16 protein-coding genes are annotated in these 16,660 nt (G+C 70.7%); 3 read left to right on the top strand and 13 right to left on the bottom strand.

Annotated features, from left to right (window positions below):
- Window positions 1-195: 195 nt before the first annotated feature.
- The 4 genes from smpB to ftsE all read right to left on the bottom strand — a co-directional run bounded on the left by smpB (window position 196) and on the right by ftsE (window position 3,837).
- Window positions 196-678 (bottom strand): SsrA-binding protein SmpB, encoded by a 483-nt coding sequence (gene smpB / locus ACFWEJ_RS04180; protein ID WP_377227948.1) that lies wholly within the window; start codon window positions 676-678, stop codon window positions 196-198.
- A gap of 90 nt (window positions 679-768) precedes the next feature.
- Complete coding sequence (locus ACFWEJ_RS04175; protein ID WP_377227947.1) at window positions 769-2,148, bottom strand: peptidoglycan DD-metalloendopeptidase family protein; 1,380 nt, start codon at window positions 2,146-2,148, stop codon at window positions 769-771.
- A complete protein-coding gene (gene ftsX / locus ACFWEJ_RS04170) occupies window positions 2,148-3,059 on the bottom strand; it encodes a permease-like cell division protein FtsX (RefSeq protein WP_377227946.1) in 912 nt (303 codons plus the stop codon). Before ftsX ends, ACFWEJ_RS04175 begins: the two co-directional genes overlap by 1 nt.
- A 1-nt stretch (window position 3,060) precedes the next feature.
- Window positions 3,061-3,837, bottom strand: a complete 777-nt coding sequence (ftsE, locus tag ACFWEJ_RS04165; RefSeq protein WP_377205701.1) for a cell division ATP-binding protein FtsE — start codon at window positions 3,835-3,837, stop codon at window positions 3,061-3,063.
- 198 nt (window positions 3,838-4,035) lie between these two features.
- Between ftsE and ACFWEJ_RS04160 the strand changes: the two genes are divergently transcribed.
- Window positions 4,036-5,079: an NAD(P)-dependent alcohol dehydrogenase gene (locus tag ACFWEJ_RS04160; protein WP_377227945.1), complete on the top strand. Its 1,044-nt coding sequence runs from the start codon at window positions 4,036-4,038 to the stop codon at window positions 5,077-5,079.
- Between the two features lie 64 nt (window positions 5,080-5,143).
- Here the strand turns inward: ACFWEJ_RS04160 and prfB are convergent, their stop codons facing one another.
- The 3 genes from prfB to ACFWEJ_RS04145 all read right to left on the bottom strand — a co-directional run bounded on the left by prfB (window position 5,144) and on the right by ACFWEJ_RS04145 (window position 7,247).
- Window positions 5,144-6,253, bottom strand: a complete 1,110-nt coding sequence (gene prfB / locus ACFWEJ_RS04155) for a peptide chain release factor 2 (RefSeq protein WP_377227944.1) — start codon at window positions 6,251-6,253, stop codon at window positions 5,144-5,146.
- Window positions 6,254-6,321: 68 nt separating this feature from the next.
- Complete coding sequence (locus ACFWEJ_RS04150; RefSeq protein ID WP_377227943.1) at window positions 6,322-6,735, bottom strand: ankyrin repeat domain-containing protein; 414 nt, start codon at window positions 6,733-6,735, stop codon at window positions 6,322-6,324.
- A 32-nt stretch (window positions 6,736-6,767) separates the two neighbouring features.
- Window positions 6,768-7,247: a hypothetical protein gene (locus ACFWEJ_RS04145; RefSeq protein WP_377227942.1), complete on the bottom strand. Its 480-nt coding sequence runs from the start codon at window positions 7,245-7,247 to the stop codon at window positions 6,768-6,770.
- 230 nt (window positions 7,248-7,477) lie between these two features.
- Here ACFWEJ_RS04145 and ACFWEJ_RS04140 point away from each other — a divergent pair, with 230 nt between their 5' ends.
- Complete coding sequence (locus tag ACFWEJ_RS04140) at window positions 7,478-8,800, top strand: endo-1,4-beta-xylanase (protein WP_377227941.1); 1,323 nt, start codon at window positions 7,478-7,480, stop codon at window positions 8,798-8,800.
- 163 nt (window positions 8,801-8,963) lie between these two features.
- On the opposite strand, the gene ACFWEJ_RS04135 is transcribed toward ACFWEJ_RS04140, so the two are convergent.
- From ACFWEJ_RS04135 to ACFWEJ_RS04110, 6 genes are all read right to left on the bottom strand, one after another.
- Window positions 8,964-9,371 carry a pilus assembly protein gene (locus tag ACFWEJ_RS04135; RefSeq protein WP_377227940.1) on the bottom strand — a complete coding sequence of 136 codons (408 nt, stop codon included), beginning with the start codon at window positions 9,369-9,371 and terminating at the stop codon, window positions 8,964-8,966.
- Window positions 9,372-9,535: 164 nt separating this feature from the next.
- Window positions 9,536-9,916 carry a TadE/TadG family type IV pilus assembly protein gene (locus ACFWEJ_RS04130; RefSeq protein ID WP_377227939.1) on the bottom strand — a complete coding sequence of 127 codons (381 nt, stop codon included), beginning with the start codon at window positions 9,914-9,916 and terminating at the stop codon, window positions 9,536-9,538.
- Window positions 9,913-10,098: a hypothetical protein gene (locus tag ACFWEJ_RS04125; protein WP_377227938.1), complete on the bottom strand. Its 186-nt coding sequence runs from the start codon at window positions 10,096-10,098 to the stop codon at window positions 9,913-9,915. The genes ACFWEJ_RS04130 and ACFWEJ_RS04125 overlap by 4 nt, the downstream gene beginning before the upstream one ends.
- 67 nt (window positions 10,099-10,165) lie before the next feature.
- The gene (locus ACFWEJ_RS04120) at window positions 10,166-11,083 is read right to left on the bottom strand and encodes a type II secretion system F family protein (RefSeq protein ID WP_377227937.1); all 918 of its coding nucleotides are present in this window, start codon (window positions 11,081-11,083) and stop codon (window positions 10,166-10,168) included.
- Window positions 11,080-11,937, bottom strand: coding sequence for a type II secretion system F family protein (locus tag ACFWEJ_RS04115; protein ID WP_377227936.1), 858 nt, complete (start codon window positions 11,935-11,937; stop codon window positions 11,080-11,082). The genes ACFWEJ_RS04120 and ACFWEJ_RS04115 overlap by 4 nt, the downstream gene beginning before the upstream one ends.
- On the bottom strand, window positions 11,937-13,334 hold the full coding sequence (locus ACFWEJ_RS04110) for a CpaF family protein (protein WP_377227935.1): 1,398 nt from the start codon (window positions 13,332-13,334) through the stop codon (window positions 11,937-11,939). The genes ACFWEJ_RS04115 and ACFWEJ_RS04110 overlap by 1 nt, the downstream gene beginning before the upstream one ends.
- 84 nt (window positions 13,335-13,418) lie before the next feature.
- Here ACFWEJ_RS04110 and ACFWEJ_RS04105 point away from each other — a divergent pair, with 84 nt between their 5' ends.
- Entirely contained in the window at window positions 13,419-16,388 is a 2,970-nt protein-coding gene (locus ACFWEJ_RS04105; protein WP_377227934.1) for an AAA domain-containing protein, read from the top strand.
- The last annotated feature ends 272 nt before the right edge of the window (window positions 16,389-16,660 follow it).

The following is a 16,660-nucleotide window of genomic DNA, read 5'->3' as shown; positions in this document are numbered from 1 at the left end:
GCTGAGCCTGCGGCTCAGGCTCTGCTTGTCTGTCGGCTGAGCCTGCGGCTCCGCTCCGGGCGCGTGCCTCGTTCCTCGGCCCCCACCCTGCGCTGCGAGACCGGCTCAGGCTCTGCTTGTTGTCGGCTGAGCCTGCGGCTCCGCTCCGGGCGCGTGCCTCGTCCCTCGGCCCCCACCCTGCGCTGCGCCTCCGGCTCAGCCGAGCATCTCCTTGTGCCGGATCGCCCGCCGGGCCTCCCGCATGTCCTGCTGCTCGCGCAGCGTCTGGCGCTTGTCGTACTCCTTCTTGCCTCGCGCGAGCGCGATCTCGACCTTGGCGCGGCCGTCCAGGAAGTACAGCGACAGCGGGATGAGGGTGTGCCCCTTCTCCCGCGACTTCGACTCCAGGCGCGCGATCTCCTCGCGGTGCAGCAGCAGCTTGCGCCGGCGCCGCGGCGCGTGGTTGTTCCACGTGCCCTGGAAGTACGCGGGGATGTGCACGTTCTCGAGCCACGCCTCGCCGCGGTCGATGGCGGCGTAGCCGTCCGTCAGGGACGCGCGACCCATCCGCAGCGCCTTGACCTCGGTGCCCGAGAGCACCAGTCCGGCCTCGAAGACGTCCTCGATCACGTAGTCATGACGGGCCTTCTTGTTGTTCGCCACGATCTTGCGCGGGTCGTCGACGTTCTTCTTGGCCATGGTCTCCCTCCGGGGTCTGCGGGCGCGCCGTACCCGCTGCGGGCGGCGCGACGTCCCAGTTTACGCGCCCGGTCCAGCCCGACCAGGCTTTTACAGCCAGGTCATCGGGTCCACGGTCGAACCGTTGATGTAGAGCTCGAAGTGCAGGTGGCAGGCGGTGGACGTGCCCGTGGTGCCCGAGTAGCCGATGAGCTGCCCGCGCGAGACGCGCTGCCCCGCCGAGACGGCGAACGACGTGAGGTGGTTCGAGCTCGTCATCACGCTGGTGCCGCTCGACGTGTAGCCGTGGTCGATGAGCACCTGGTTGCCCAGACCCGCCAGGGTGCGCGCGTAGAGCACGGTGCCGTCCGCGGCGGCCAGGATCGGCGTGCCGCAGTAGGCGCGGAAGTCGGTGCCGGCGTGCAGGCGGGAGTAGTTCAGCACCGGGTGGAACCGCATGCCGTACGACGAGGTGACGAACGGGTTCGCCGTCGGGTAGCTGAGGAACGTCATGGTGCCGGCGCCCCCGCCGCCACCACCTCCACCGCCGGACGAGGAGCCGCCGCCCCCGGAGGAGCCACCCGAGGAGCCCTGCTCCTCCTGCCGCTGCTGGGCAAGGCGCTCGTCCCGCGCCTGCTGCTTGCGGATGATCGACTTCAGGTCGGACTCGATGGAGCCCAGCTCCTGCTCGTTCGCCTGCATGCTCGCCAGCGCGGCGTCCTTGCGGTGCTCGATGCGGTTCTTGAGCCGCTGCTGCTGGTCGATCAGGCGCTCGATCTCCGCCTTGCGCTCCACCGCGGCCTGCTTGGCCTGCTCCTTCGAGTCCACGTTCTCGTCCGCGAGGCGCTTGAGCTCGGTGACGATCTCCCGGATGGCCGTGAGCCGCGCCTGCAGGTTGCGGGCGGTCGCCTCGGCGTCCTGCAGCTCGGCGAGCGTGCGCGCCCGGATCCGGGCCGCGGACGACGACACCGAGTACCCGTCGATGAACTCCTCGGTGCTCTGCGCGCCGGTGACCAGCCCGAGCGTCGAGGCGCTGCCGGACCCCCGGAACTCCTCGCGGGCCATCTGCGCGATGTCGTCGCGGGCGTCGTCGACCTTCCCGGAACCGTCCTGGAGCAGCTGGGTGACCTGCGCCTCCTCGAGCTGGGCGTCGGCCAGCCGCTGGGCCAGGATCGCGGCCTCCCGCTCGGCCCGCTGCAGCTCGGCCTCGGCCACGGCGAGCTCCGCCTCCGCCACCGGCAGCCGGCCCTCGACCTGGTCCAGCTCAAGCACGGCGTCCGCGAGCTGCGAGTCCGTGTGCTCCAGCTCGGCCTCCAGGCCCTCGCGCTCCTTCTCCTTGGCGGCCTGCTGGCGCTCCGCGGCGGCGCGGCGGTCGTCCAGGTCGTCGGCCTGGACGGCCGTCGAGCCGCCCAGCAGGAGCAGGACGGCGAGCGCCGCGGCAAGGGCGCTGCGGCCGGGGACCCTGGAGCGGGGATTTCGGGGAGTGGACATCAGATCCTCGTGTACCGGTTCAGGGTGAAGAAGGACGAGAGGGCGGCCAGCGCGACCGCCATGACCACGAGCAGCGGCGCGACGCGGAACACGTCGACCTCCGACACGTAGGCGACCCAGTCGACCGACCGTTCGAGCCAGTCGCTGACCATGAACCGCACGGCGAGCCAGAGCCCGCCGCCGGCGAGCAGGGAGCCGAGCACGGCCGCCAGCGCCCCCTCCAGCAGGAACGGCAGCTGGATGAACAGGTTGGACGCGCCCACCAGGCGCATGATCTCCGTCTCCTTGCGCCGGGAGACGGCGCTGAGCCGGATGGTGGTGGTGATCAGCAGGACCGCGGCGAGGAGCATGACGCCGGCCAGCCCGGCCGCGAGCAGCGTGGCGACGTTGAGCGTGCGGAACAGCGGCTCGAAGACGGCGCGCTGGTCCTCGACGATCTCGACGCCGTCCCGCCCGGACAGGACGTCGCTCACCACGGCGAACTGCTCGGCGTCGGTCAGCTTCAGGCGCAGAGACGCCTGCATGTCGTCGGCAGTGAGCTGGGTGCCCTGGTAGCCGTCGGGGTAACGCTCGCTGAAGGCCTCGAACGCCTGCTGCTTCGACTCGAAGTAGACCTTGCTGACCTGGGAGGACAGCTCGGTGTCGATGACCTGGCGGACGGCGTCGATCTGGTCGTCGGTGGCCTGGCCCGTGGCGCACGTGGGCGAGACCGAGCCCTCCGGGCAGAGGAAGACGGAGACCTCGACGAGGTCGTACCAGTCGTCCTTGAGCTTGCCGATCTGTGCCTGCAGCAGGGCCGCCGCGCCGACGAACGTCAGGGACACGAACGTCACGAGCACCACGGCCACGACCATGGTGGTGTTCCGGCGCAGGCCGCTGAAGACCTCACCGAGCACGAACTGGAAGCGCACCTCAGGACCCCCGCACCGTCTGGACCGGCGCACGCGTCCCGCTGCCGGGGGCGTCGAGCACGGGTGAGGCGCCGACGTCGGGCAGGATCGACTCGCGCTCGCCGTAGCCGCCGCGGGCCTCGTCGCGGACGACGACGCCGTCGGACAGCTCGACGACGCGGCGGCGCATCTCGTTGACGATCTCGTCGTCGTGCGTGGCCATGACCACCGTGGTCCCGGTGCGGTTGATGCGGTCCAGCAGGCGCATGATGCCCAGCGAGGTGGTGGGGTCGAGGTTTCCCGTGGGCTCGTCGGCCAGCAGGATCTGTGGCCGGTTGACGATCGCGCGCGCGATCGCGGCGCGCTGCTGCTCACCGCCGGAGAGCTCGGTGGGCATCCGCTTGCCCTTGCCCGCGAGGCCGACCATGTCCAGCACCTCGGGGACGGTGTCGCGGATGACGTGCCGCGGCTTGCCGATCACCTGCAGGGCGAACGCCACGTTCTCGTGGACGGTCTTGTTCTGCAGCAGCCGGAAGTCCTGGAACACCACGCCGAGCTGGCGGCGCAGCGTGGGCACGCGCCAGCCGGAGAGGTTCGCGACGTCCCGCCCCGCGACGTAGACGCGGCCGCGCGTGGGCCGCTGCTCGCGCAGCACCAGCGACAGGAAGGTCGACTTGCCCGACCCGGAGGCCCCCACGAGGAAGACGAACTCGCCGCGCTCGACGTCCACGGAGACCTGGTCGAGGGCAGGTCGTGCGCCCCGCGCATAGACCTTCGACACGTTCTCGAACCTGATCACGAGCCCGACCCTAGGTGGGAGATCGGGTGGCGTGTCGGGCAGACACGCCGACGACACCCACCCCGTTGCCCGGCGTCGTCCGCCATATCTGGCCAAAACGTGCGCAAGCCGCATTTTGCCTCAGCGTTACCCCGCGCCGGACCGCGACGGATGAGTTCTCATGGAGAAACCGGCCCCCGGCAACAGGAGCGTGAGCTGATGCGTGCTGTCGTGTTCGAGAAGTTCCAGACCTTCCCCCGCCTCAAGGAGGTGGAGCGTCCCAGCCCGGGACCGGGCGAGGTGCTGCTGAAGATCGCCGGCTCCGGGGCGTGCCACTCCGACGTGGCGCTCTACAAGGAGTTCGCGGAAGGGCAGCCGGGGGCGTCCGCGCCGCCGTTCGTGCTGGGGCACGAGGCGTCCGGCTGGGTCGAGGAGCTGGGGCCGGGGGTCACCGGGTTCACGAAGGGCGACGCCTTCCTCGTGTACGGGCCCAACGGCTGCGGGCACTGCAAGGCCTGCTCACGCGGGCAGGACACCTACTGCGAGAACGCCGCGACCATGCCGTGGGCGGCAACGGGGATCGGCCGCGACGGCGGCATGGCGGAGTACATGGTGGCTCCCGCACGCAACCTGGTGCCGCTGGGCGACGCCGACCCGGTCGCGGCCGCTCCCCTGGCCGACGCCGGCCTCACCCCGTACCACGCGATCAAGCTCTCGCTGCCGAAGCTGGCGGGCGGCGGAAAGTTCGCGCTGGTCGTGGGCCTGGGCGGGCTCGGTCAGGTGGCCGTGCAGATCCTCACGGCCCTGACCGGCGCCACCGTGATCGCCACCGACATGAAGCAGGACGCCATGGACCGCGCGGCCGCCAACGGCGCCGTCACCGTGCCCGGCGGGCCGGACCAGGTCGCGGCGATCCGCGAGCTCACCGGCGGACGCGGCGTCGACGCGGCCTTCGACCTGGTGGGCGCGGCACCCACGATCAGGACGGCGCAGGCGTGCCTGGCCCAGCGGGGGCGGCTCACCGTGGTCGGCATCGCGGGCGGCGTGACCGAGTGGAGCTTCTTCACCAACCCGTACGAGGCCGAGATCACCAACACCTACTGGGGCACCGTCGAGGAGCTCTACGAGGTGGTCGCGATGTACCGGGCGGGGCAGATCGTGCCCGACATCGAGCGGTACAGCCTCGACCAGTACGACGAGGCGTACCGCAAGCTGGAGTCCGGGCAGCTCTCCGGGCGCGCCGTCATCGTGCCGCACGCCTGAGCGAGCGCGAGCCTGGAGCGGGCCGGGCGCGGGCAACCGCGGCCGGGCCGCCCGCCGTCCGGCGTCAGCTCCCCGAGCCGCCGCGGCGCCAGCGGATGCCGGCCTCGATGAAGTCGTCGATGGCCCCGTCGAACACGGCCTGCGGGTTGCCAGACTCGTGCTCGGTGCGCAGGTCCTTGACCATCTGGTACGGCTGCAGCACGTAGGACCGCATCTGGTCGCCCCAGCTGGCCTTGATGTCGCCGGCCATCTCCTTCTTCTTCGCGGCCTCCTCCGCCTTGCGGAGCAGCAGCAGGCGCGACTGGAGCACGCGGTAGGCGGCGGCGCGGTTCTGGATCTGCGACTTCTCGTTCTGCATCGCGACGACGACGCCCGTGGGGATGTGCGTCATGCGGACGGCGGAGTCCGTCGTGTTGACCGACTGACCGCCCGGGCCCGAGGAGCGGTACACGTCGATCTTGAGCTCGGTGTCCGGGATGTCGATGTGGTCGGTCGTCTCGATGAGCGGGATCACCTCGACGGCGGCGAACGACGTCTGCCGGCGGCCCTGGTTGTCGAACGGCGAGATGCGCACCAGGCGGTGCGTACCGGCCTCGACGGACAGGTTGCCGAAGGCGTAGGGCACGTTGACCTCGAAGGTCGCGGACTTGAGGCCCGCCTCCTCCGCGTACGACGTGTCGCCCACCTTGGTGGGGTAGCCGTGCCGCTCGGCCCAGCGCAGGTACATGCGCATCAGCATCTCGGCGAAGTCGGCGGCGTCCACACCGCCGGCCCCGGCACGGATCGTCACGACGGCCTCGCGGGAGTCGTACTCGCCGTTCAGCAGGGTGCGCACCTCGAGGGCCGCGAGATCCTTGCGGATCTTGGCGACCTCCTCCTCGGCCTCGGCGAGCGAGTCGGCGTCGTCCATCTCCTGGCCGAGCTCCACGAGCGTCTCGACGTCGTCGATGCGCGCGCCGAGCTTCTCGACCCGGCTCAGCTCGGCCTGCGCGGCCGAGAGCGCGGAGGTGACCTTCTGACCCTCCTCCGGGTCGTCCCACAGGTTGGGCGCCGACGCCTGCTCCGACAGCTCGGCGATCTTCGCCTCGAGCGCGGTGGGGTCGCTCACGGCCTCGATGGACTCGAGGGTCGTGCGGAGCGCCTTGATCTCAGCGGGAAAGTCGTTGGTGGCCACGATGTTCAAGGTTACCCGCGCATCCCGGTGCCCGACGCCGGAAAATCTCGCGCCGGCCTCTGTCCGACTCAGCGAGCTCCCGGTTCGGGCAGCTCACGGCCGAACATCTGCGCGGTCGCCCGGGCGCTCGGCGTCCCGGCGTCGGGGTCCGCGCCGTGCTCGACCAGCACCCGGATCACGTCGGCCTCGTTCTTGAAGACGGCACCCGCGAGCGGGGCCTGGTTGTTGGCGTTGCGCCGGTTCACGTCCGCGCCGCGCTCGGCGAGGCCCGCCGTGAGGCTCGCGTGCCCGTGGTACGCGGCGAGCATCAGCAGCGTGTTGCCGGCGTCGTCGGCCAGCTCGACCGGCAGGCCGGCGTCCACCAGGTCGAGCAGCACGTCCGCGCCCTGGCGGGCCAGGTCGAAGATCTGGTCCGGCTCCAGGCGCGTGCCGCCCTGGTCGTCGCCGTGCTGGTCGCCTGTGCCGTGCTCGCTCATGGCCACAACCTAACCCGATCCGGCGCCGCCGGCCGCGCTCACCAGGCCCGGGCCGTCGACGACGCCGTCATGCCGATCCCGCCGCCGAACGCGTCGGTGAACCAGCGCAGCAGCGGCGGGCGGGACACGGCCGCGAGCGTCACCCGCGCGGACCGCCCGTCCGGCGACGTCGCCCCGGTCACTGCCACGGGCAGGCCCGGCGGGTGCGCGGCGAGATAGCGCTCGACGGCGGCGCGCACGTCGGCGTCAGTCAGCGTGAGCGGGGCGCCGTCGGCTCGCGCGCCCGCGCCCGCGTAGAAGGCTTCCGGGGACATCGCGTCCGCCGCGTCGGCCGCGGCGAGGTCCGCGACGTCGTAGAGGGCCTTGCGGTCCAGGTACACCGCGCTCGCCGAGGCGACCACCGCGACCAGCATCAGCGCGAACGCGACGAAGGCCGAGGTGAGCAGCATGATGCGGCCGCTCTCGCGTGACCCGTCAGGGGCGTCCGGGCGGGCGTCGGGGCGGTCGGCGAGGGTCATCCGCCCATTGTTCGCCGGGCAGGCGGACCCGGCTCGGCGGGCCTGTGGAAAAGTCTCGGAGCGGCGGTTCGACGCCCTTGCCATCGCCGGGGACGCGACCTAAACGTTTAGATTCGTCCGATCTTCGAAAACGTTTAGCGAAACCCTTGACACCTGGTGGGAGGCATAGAAATCCTTTTCCACGTCCCGACGGGCCAATGACGGCACGTCCTGAACGAAGGGGATCGACGATGATGACCCGAACGCTCACCCCATCGCGGCACCGGCGCACGCTGCGCGCGGTCTCGCTCGCCACACTGGCCGCGGTGGTGCTCAGCACCGGAGTGGCCGTCACCTCGGCCCAGGCCGCCGGCAGCACCCTGCAGGCCGCCGCCGCGGAGTCCGGCCGGTACTTCGGCACGGCGATCGCGGCGAACAAGCTCTCGGACTCGGCCTACACCACCATCGCCAACCGCGAGTTCAACATGGTCACCGCCGAGAACGAGATGAAGCTCGACGCCACCGAGCCGAACCAGAACCAGTTCAACTACACCAACGGCGACCGCATCGTGAGCTGGGCGCGGAGCAACGGCAAGCAGGTCCGGGGGCACACGCTGGCCTGGCACTCGCAGCAGCCGGGCTGGATGCAGAACATGAGCGGCTCCGCGCTGCGGTCCGCGATGCTCAACCACGTGACCCAGGTGGCCACCCACTACCGCGGCCAGATCCACTCCTGGGACGTGGTGAACGAGGCGTTCGCCGACGGCTCGTCGGGTGCCCGCCGCGACTCGAACCTGCAGCGCACCGGGAACGACTGGATCGAGGCGGCGTTCCGCGCCGCCCGGGCCGCCGACCCGAACGCCAAGCTCTGCTACAACGACTACAACACGGACAACTGGAGCCACGCCAAGACCCAGGCCGTGTACAACATGGTCCGCGACTTCAAGTCCCGCGGCGTGCCGATCGACTGCGTCGGCTTCCAGGCCCACTTCAACAGCGGGAACCCGGTCCCGAGCAACTACCACACCACCCTGGGCAACTTCGCGGCGCTGGGGGTCGACGTCCAGATCACCGAGCTCGACATCGCGGGCTCCGGCACCTCGCAGGCCGAGCAGTACCGCGGGATCGTCCAGGCGTGCCTCGCCGTCTCGCGCTGCACCGGCATCAGCGTCTGGGGCGTGCGGGACTCCGACTCGTGGCGGTCCGGCGACACCCCGCTCCTCTTCGACGGCAACGGCAACAAGAAGCTCGCCTACAACTACACGCTGGACGCGCTCAACGCGGGCGGCACCGGCAACCCGCAGCCCGGCGACGGCTGCACCGTCACTGTCACCCGCGCCGAGGAGTGGTCCGACCGGTTCAACGTGTCGCTCGCGGTCTCCGGGAGCTCGACCTGGCGCGTCTCGATCCAGCTCCAGGGCAGCCAGAGCCTGCAGAACTCCTGGAACGCCACGGTCTCCGGAAGTTCGGGCACGCTGACGGCCACACCGAACGGGGCCGGCAACAACTTCGGGATCACGCTCTACAAGAACGGGAACACCAACCTGCCCACGGCGACCTGCTCGACCAGCTGACGGTCTGACCTGGTCCTGCCAGGTACGACGGCGGTCCGCGTGGCGGTTCGGCCGTGCAGGACGACGGCGGCCCGCGCGGCCGTTCGGCCGTGCAGGACGACGGCGGTCCGCACCCCGCGAAGGGTGCGGACCGTCGTCGTGCCCAGGCTGTACCGGGCGCTCCTCAGGGCCGCACTGCCGCGTACTCGTCGACCGTCCCCGTGCGCGCCGCCTCCACGGGGACGGACAGCGGCACCCAGCCGCGCACGGCGTCGGGCAGCAGCGGGAGGGGTACCTCGACCCGCACGACGGCGCCGACGGAGCCGCCCGGCGTCAGGCACGGGGACTGCGAGCACTCCAGGGTGAGCCCGCCCTCGTCGCCGCCGAAACCCTGGTCCGTCAGGGCGATGCGCACGGCGGCGTCGGCCCGAGCGGTGCCGACCGTCGTCGACTCCGCGGTGACCAGCGCGCGGACCGCACCCGTGGCCGCGCCCTCGGCGGCGAACGCGCCGGCCTGCACGCGGCCGAGCGTGACCACGAGGTAGACCAGCGGGATCAGCAGGATCAGGGCGACACCGAGGAACTCGACCATCGCCGAACCCTCTTCGCTCCTGCGACCCGCACGGCTGGAGCCCCGCCGTGAGCCCCGGGGCACGACCACCGCAGCGGAGGAGGTAACGGAGACGTAGCAGTGCTCGGCCAGCGTTACCTCCTCGGCTGCGTGAACGTCTCCCCGCACCCTGCTGTGTGGCTGGCTCACTCCTCCTCCAGCGCGTGACCGCGCACGGTGAGCGTCCCGGCGGGACCGAGCAGGCCGACCACGGGCAGCGGCGTGCGAACCGTCACCTCGGTCACCTCCAGGCCGTCGCGCGTCGTGCTGCCGGCGGTGACGTCACGGGCGTAGTCGCCGGTCAGGGCTCCCGCCAGGAGTGCGCGCGTGCGGGCGATGCCGTCGGCCGGGGTCCGGTCCGCGCGGGCCGCCACGCGGGCGCCCTCGGCGGCCGCGTCGATCGCGAGCGAACGCACATGGACGGCGAGCGCCACCTGGACCACCCCAAGCAGAAGGGCCAGGACCAGCACCGACACCAGCAGGAACTCGACCGCCGCGGAGCCGTGCTCGCGCCGGCCGGCGCTCACCCCTGGCCCGTGACGCTGCTGATCGCCTGGCGGAACGCGTCCTCGAGCAGCGGTCCCGCCACGGCCCAGAGCGCCACCACCAGTCCGGCGGTCATCAAGGTGACGAGCACCCAGCCCGGCACGTCGCCCCGCTCGGCATCGGCAGCCTCGGCGGCCCCGGCGGGTTGGGTGGTCTCGCTCATGCTCTTGGTCCCTCGGTCGTCGCGCACAGCGCTTCCTTTCGTCGGCAGACCCCGCGGCGAGGTCATGTCAGAGCCCGATCCGGAGGGTGGCCAGGCTGGGAAAAACGGCGAAGACGACGGTGACCGGCAGCACGAGGAAAACGACCGGGACCATCATCAGGATCTCCTTGCGGCCGCCCGCCTCCAGGAGGGAGCGGCGGCCGGCCTCGCGGACGTCGCGGGCCTGCGCGCGCAGCACGTCCGCCAGCGGGGTGCCGCGTTCCAGCGCGACCACCACACCCTCGGCGAACCGGGACAGGGGCGGCAGGCCGGAGCGGTCCGCGAGCGCGGTGAGGGCGGCGGTCACGGGCGCGCCCGCGCGCACCTCGGCGACCATGCGCCGGATCTCGCCTGCCAGCTCGCCGCGCGCCGTGGACGCCACCCGTTCCAGCGCGGCCGGCGGGCTCTCCCCCGCCGCCACGGCGAGGGCGAGCAGCTCCGCGATGGTCGGCAGCTCGGCGAGCAGCCGCTCCTCGCGGCGCCGTACCCGGAGCGTGAGGGCCTGGTCGCACGCGACGTAGCCGCAGCCGCCCGCGACCCCCACGAGCGCCACGAGCGGGACGGCCCCTGCTCCGCGGGTCGCCGCGAGCAGCAGCGCGAGGCCGAGACCCACCGCGAGGCCCGCGACCGTCCAGACCACCTGACGGGCGCGGAAGTGGTCGACGGTCTCCGCGGACCCGGCCCGGTCGAGCCGGCGACGGATCTCCTCCCGGGGTGCGCCGAAGCGTTCGAGGCGCGCGCCGACGTCGTGCAGGCCGAGGAGCCGGACCACCGCCGAGGTGCGGCTGGCCTCGCGCAGCAGCGTCGAGGTCGCGTCGCGCGGGCGCAGGTAGGGGGCGAGCCGCTCGTCGAGGCTGACGGCCCGGGCCCGCAGGCGCGCCAGCACGATCAGTACCCCCAGCGCGACGCCGAGCCCGACGAGAGCCCCCGCCGCCCAGCCGGTCACCGCAGTACCCGGCGCTCGGCGGGCAGGCGTCCGATCCGCAGCATCAACCGGTAGGCGACCAGGGCGCAGAGACCGCCGGTGACGAGCACCGTGACGCCGGCCGGCGAGTCGTAGGCGCGCGCCGTCTCCGGCCGGGTGGACAGCAGGGCGAGGACGACCCACGGCCCGGCGACCGCCACGCGCGCGCCGTTGACGGTCCAGCTCTGCCGCGCCTCGAGCTCGCCCCGGGTCGCGGCGTCCTCGCGGAGAAAACCGCTCAGGGTCCGCAGCAGCCGGCCCAGGTCCTGACCGCCGACCTCCCGCGTGAGGCGCAGGGCCTCCGCGATGCGGTCGGCCACCGGGTCGGCGAGGCGCTCCTTGAGCGTGTCCAGGGCGTCGCCGAACCGCCCGCCGGCGCGGTAGTCCTGGGCGAAACGGCCGAACGGCTCGCGCAGCTCGACCGGACCGCGGTGCGCGAGCTGGGCCACCGCCTCGGGCAGCGACAACCCGGCGCGGACGCCGGAGGCGAGGTGGTCCACGACCTCGGGCCACACCTCACGCAGTGCCCGACGGCGGTGGCGCGCCCGGGCGCGGACCAGCACCACGGGGCCGGGCGCGGCGAGCAGCGCGAAGCAGGCCGCGATGGCCGGCGAACGGGTCAGGGCGAGCGCGACGAGCAGGGTCACGACGCCGAGTGCCGCGCACGATCCGACGAGCATCGCGGGCGTCACGGAGGGCGCCCCGGCCTGGGTCAGCAGGTCCCTGGTGCGCATCTGCCACGTCACCCGGCCCGCAGGGCGCGGCGTCGGGGCCCAGAACGACCACCACACGCAGAACAGCCCGGCGCCCAGGAGCAGGCCCACCACCACGCCCATCAGCGGGTCGCCCAGGGGCTCGCGCCCGCGCGACTGCTCACGGCGGCTCGCGCGCCCACTGCGGCACGGGCGTCCACCCCGGCCCAGGGACCGGTGGCGGCACCGCGGACGGAGCGTGTCGCCTGCAGGGGCCCGTCCGACGACAGCGCCCGCGGGTCGGCGAGCAGGGCCCGGACGTCGAACCCGGCGCGCTCGAACCGGTCCTCGCCGGGCGGCATGCCGTCGCCGCGGCGCAAGTCGCCGTCGGCGTCCCGGTCGAAGATCCCGGCGGTCTCGATGCGCCCCTCCTCGACCCGTCCGGTCACCGCGACGATCTCGCGGACCTGGCGACGCACCACGCCGTCCGCGGCCCGGGTCAGGCCGAGGTGCACCACGAGGTCCACGGCGGAGGCGACGGTGGGCACCACGAACCGGTCGGACACGTTCTCGCCGGCGAGCAGCGGGAGCGTGGTCATCTTCGCGACGGCCTCCCGCGCCGTGTTGGCGTGCAGCGTGCACATGCCGGGCACCCCGCTGTTGAGGGCGATGAGCAGGTCGAACGCCTCCGCCTCGCGGACCTCGCCGATCACCAGCCGGTCCGGGCGCATCCGCAGGGCCTCCTTGACCAGACGCCGCAGGGGCACCTCGCCGGTGCCCTCCAGGTTGGCGGGGCGGGTCTGCAGTGCCACGTGGTCGCGGACCGGGAGGCGCAGCTCCCAGACCTCCTCGGCCGAGATGACCCGCTCGGAGCCCGGGATCGAACCTGCCAGCGCGTTGAGCATCGTGGTCTTGCCCGCCTGGGTCTGGCCCGAGACGAGCACGTTGAGCCCGGCCCGCACGGCGGCGTCGAGGAACGTCGCGGCCTGGGCCGTCAGCGAACCGAGCCGCACCATGTCCGCCAGCGAACGGGCCCGCACCACGTGCTTGCGGATGTTCACGGCCCAGGCCGCGCGCGTGATGTCGGGGATCACGACGTGGAGCCGCTCCCCGCCCGGCAGCCGGGCGTCCACAAACGGGCTGGACAGGTCGAGCCGGCGCCCGGACGTCTTGAGCATCCGCTCCACGAGGTCGCGCACCTGCTCGTCGGTCAGGACCGTGCTGGTCAGCTCGGACACCCCGCGCCGCGCGACGTAGACGTGGGTCGGGGCGTTGAGCCAGACCTCCTCGATCTCAGGGTCGTCGAGGTAGGGCTGCAGGGGCCCGAAGCCGCCCACGGCGTCGGTCACCGTGCGTGCCGCCGCATCGGGATCGTCGAGCGGCGGCACCACGCCGACGCTCGCCCGTGTCGCGTAGTCGCCCACCGCGTCCGTGACGAGGCTCGACAACCCCTCCCGATCACCAATCGGGTCCAGCCCCCTGCGCCGCACCAGCTCGCGCACTTCCCCTACCAAGATCGCGACACCGTCGTGATCGGACATCCGCTGCCCCCGGCTTCACCTGCGCCCCCTCATGGGGCCCCTGAGCGAGGGTAAGCGCTCGGCCCCACCCGCGCAGGAGAGCCTGTGGATAACCTCTTCCTCGCCCACCGCATCACAACCAAGAGACTTGATTGCACGGCATTCGGCCTACATTCATGGGCTGTGGCCGCTACCCCGCTGCACGACCCGTCCGTCGCTGTCCTCCTCGTGAGACTCAAGGGAAAGCCGATCGTCGATCAGACCTTCGAGGTCACCGATATCGAAGACGTCGCCGGGAAGCCCCTGTTGATCACATATATGAACGGCTCGCGTTATCCCAAGGCTCGGCGCGACGTGCAGCTCCTCACCGAGATGGAGAGCGAACAGCTTCCCCGTTCCGTGCATCTACACCACACAGGCTGGCGCGATCGGGTCTCTGCGCCCGCCACCATCCTGCGATTCGCAGGCCCTGAAGGCAGCTGGCTCCGACCGGTCCTCGACGACGGCACCCATCTGCCTGCGGTGCCAGAATCCGAGATCCACAGGGTGGTCGACGCCGAGCGACTCGCCGAGTCCGAAGCAGTCCTCGACTACTGGCGCACGATTGTCCGCAACATCCCGGAAGCGGATAACTTCCTCGCCCGCCCGTTCGAAAAACTTGACGTCATCGACCGACGTAGCGTGCTCGCCCATTTCCTGCGCCGCGGCACGATCCGCCGTGCCCTCACGTCACTCACTGACCCGAACGTCAAGGCACTCGCACGCCCCGTGATCTACCCGTTCCGATTGAACATCAGCCAGCGGGACGCGATCCACACGGCCCTGACCCACACCGTCTCGGTGATCCAGGGACCACCCGGCACGGGCAAGACGGAGACGATCCTTAACATCGTCGCGAATCTCGTCCGCGAACCAGGCGTCACGGTCGGCGTGGTCTCGTCGAACAACTCGGCGGTGGCGAACGTGGCAACAAAACTCGGTAAGGCCAATCTCCGCCATCTCATCGCGGAGGTCGGCAAGAGCGACAACCGCCAGGAGTTCTACCGGACGATCGAGGACCGCCGGGGTGAGCGCGAGAAGTTTCTAGCAAAGACCCGTAACGCTCGCGGAGCCGAGCTCCGAGGCCGCGAGCACGGTGAGGATGTCCGTCGATCGACTACCGACCAGGAGATCGCCGACCTCGACAAACAGCTCCTGAAGCTGCACTACCTCAAGCGCGAACAGGCCAAACTCAGCAGGCAGCTGGGAGACCTTCGTGTCGAGCAGCGCCATTTCGACGAGCACCTCGCCCGCCAGGAGGTACCCGCGCCGGACCGTGTCCCGCTCTTTTGGAAGTCCTCGCGCCGAATCCTCACGATCATGGCCGAAGGCGCACTCGCGCCGGACCGTGAACGTCGCATCGGCCGGATCATCTGGTGGCTGCGGCAGTACCTGCTGCATGGTGTCGTCCGTCCGCTGTCCCCCGAGGACGCCGAGGCCGCGCTACAGCTACAGGCGACCTACTACGACAGGCGGATCGTCGAGCTCGAAGCGGCGTTCGAGAGGGCCACGCGCCGCCTCACAGGCAAGAGATTCACGCAACTGAACGAGGAGATCAGGGAACGGTCGATGACGCGCTTCGCCGAAGACCTCGCGGACCGCTTCGAGGGCACCCCTCACGGCGCCCTCCCTCGGTTCGACAACGCCGCACTCACCCCCGGCCTTCTCGCAGAGTTCCCAGTCGTCCTCAGCACCTGCCATTCCCTCAACGGCAGTCTGCCTGGCGGTGTCTTGCTCGACTACATCATCATCGACGAGGCGTCACAGGCAGATCTCCCTACCGCGGCACTGGCGATGGCGCGTTGCAGGCGTCTCGTCGTCGTCGGCGATGACAAGCAGCTGCCGCCGATTCCCAACGAGATGGCTGCCAAGGCAGTCACGGCTCCGACGCCGGACGTCGACTACCTGACGCACAGCATCCTCACCTCTGTGGGGGCCCGCTACGACAATGAACAGCTCCCCGAGACGACACTTCGTGAGCACTACCGCTGCCATCCGATGATCATCGAGTACTGCAACCGACAGTTCTACGAAGGCACGCTCATTCCGATCGTGTCCGACGACGTCGCCGGCCTGAACGACGCCCCTCCCGCCATCCCGCCGATGCGGGTACACAAGGATCCGTTCGGCAACCACATGCGAGCCGTCCCGGGGCGCGGTGCCATGAGCCAGCGGCAGGCGGACATCATCCTGGAGGATGTGCTCCCCAAGTTGATTCCGCACGTGCCGCCAGACGACATCGGCATCATCGCCGCGTTCCGGCTGCAGACCGAGACAGTGAGCCACACCGTCGCCGACATGGACACCGACACGGTTCACAAGTACCAAGGGCGAGAGAAGCGGGCCGTCGTCTTCACGACCGTGCTCGACTCCACCCGCCAAGCGAAGTTCCGTAAGAAGCACGCCGACAACCCAAAGCTGATCAACGTGGCGGTGTCGCGCGCCGAGCGACACCTCGCGCTGTTGATCGACGCCGACGGGCTTCCCTACACCAAGTATCTGCGTGATCTGCAGCGATACATCGAGTACCGCGACCCGAACGCCGTCACTCAGAGCGAAGTCGTCTCCGCGTTCGACCTGCTCTACCACGACTACTCCGAGCGACTGCACGAGTTGGAGCGCCGGCTCGTACGGCGGTCACGGTTCAAGTCCGAGAACATCATCTGGACCCTGCTTCAGGACGTCTTGGCGGAGGAGCCGTTCCAGCATCTGGCGTTCCATCACGAGGTCCCGGTGGCGGCGCTGCTCTCCGGGGGTGAGCACCTGGACCCCGCGCATCGAAAGTACGTGAAGAACCGAGCGCGGGTCGACTTCGTGGTCTACAACCGCGTCTCGAACCGGAATGTGCTCGCGATCGAGGTCGACGGCTTCGAGTATCACGCGAACGATCCGAAGCAGCAGGCGCGGGACAAGTTCAAGAACGAGATCCTCGCGATGACGCCGCTGGGAGAGCCACTACGCCTGCTCACCCAGAAGGTGGTCACTGCGGACACCTTGCGCCGGGGCCTCATACAGGCGCTGGAGCGCGCCGAGTAGGTAGGAACCCCGCACCGCGTCGGTGGCCAGGCTCGACGACCACTCTCGATCACCCATCGCGTCCAACCCCTGCGCAGCATGGACCTCGTGCTCGCAGAACTGCGCCGGCAACGCTAGATCCACACATTCATCTCCGCAGGCCACCCTGTGGATAACTTTCCCCAGAAGCCGGGGTTATCCACCTAATCCACAGACTTGTCCACAAAGGTGCAGGTAAACCGGGTTGTCAGGGATGCCCGGAGATGAACCCGCGGTGGACGCGCGGTGGATAT

It is taken from the genome of Promicromonospora sp. NPDC060204 (genome assembly GCF_042728455.1).
Classification (GTDB): Bacteria; Actinomycetota; Actinomycetes; order Actinomycetales; family Cellulomonadaceae; genus Promicromonospora.
The sequence above is the reverse complement of the archived record's forward strand: the minus strand, read 5'-3'. Positions and strand labels throughout refer to the sequence as shown.

Coding starts and splice junctions, on each gene's coding strand:
- smpB (WP_377227948.1), bottom strand. CDS start 678: ATGGCCAAGAAGAACGTCGACGACCCGCGCAAGATCGTGGCGAACAAC.
- ACFWEJ_RS04175 (WP_377227947.1), bottom strand. CDS start 2,148: ATGTCCACTCCCCGAAATCCCCGCTCCAGGGTCCCCGGCCGCAGCGCC.
- ACFWEJ_RS04160 (WP_377227945.1), top strand. CDS start 4,036: ATGCGTGCTGTCGTGTTCGAGAAGTTCCAGACCTTCCCCCGCCTCAAG.
- ACFWEJ_RS04145 (WP_377227942.1), bottom strand. CDS start 7,247: ATGACCCTCGCCGACCGCCCCGACGCCCGCCCGGACGCCCCTGACGGG.
- ACFWEJ_RS04140 (WP_377227941.1), top strand. CDS start 7,478: ATGATGACCCGAACGCTCACCCCATCGCGGCACCGGCGCACGCTGCGC.
- ACFWEJ_RS04135 (WP_377227940.1), bottom strand. CDS start 9,371: ATGGTCGAGTTCCTCGGTGTCGCCCTGATCCTGCTGATCCCGCTGGTC.
- ACFWEJ_RS04125 (WP_377227938.1), bottom strand. CDS start 10,098: ATGAGCGAGACCACCCAACCCGCCGGGGCCGCCGAGGCTGCCGATGCC.
- ACFWEJ_RS04115 (WP_377227936.1), bottom strand. CDS start 11,937: ATGGGCGTGGTGGTGGGCCTGCTCCTGGGCGCCGGGCTGTTCTGCGTG.
- ACFWEJ_RS04110 (WP_377227935.1), bottom strand. CDS start 13,334: ATGTCCGATCACGACGGTGTCGCGATCTTGGTAGGGGAAGTGCGCGAG.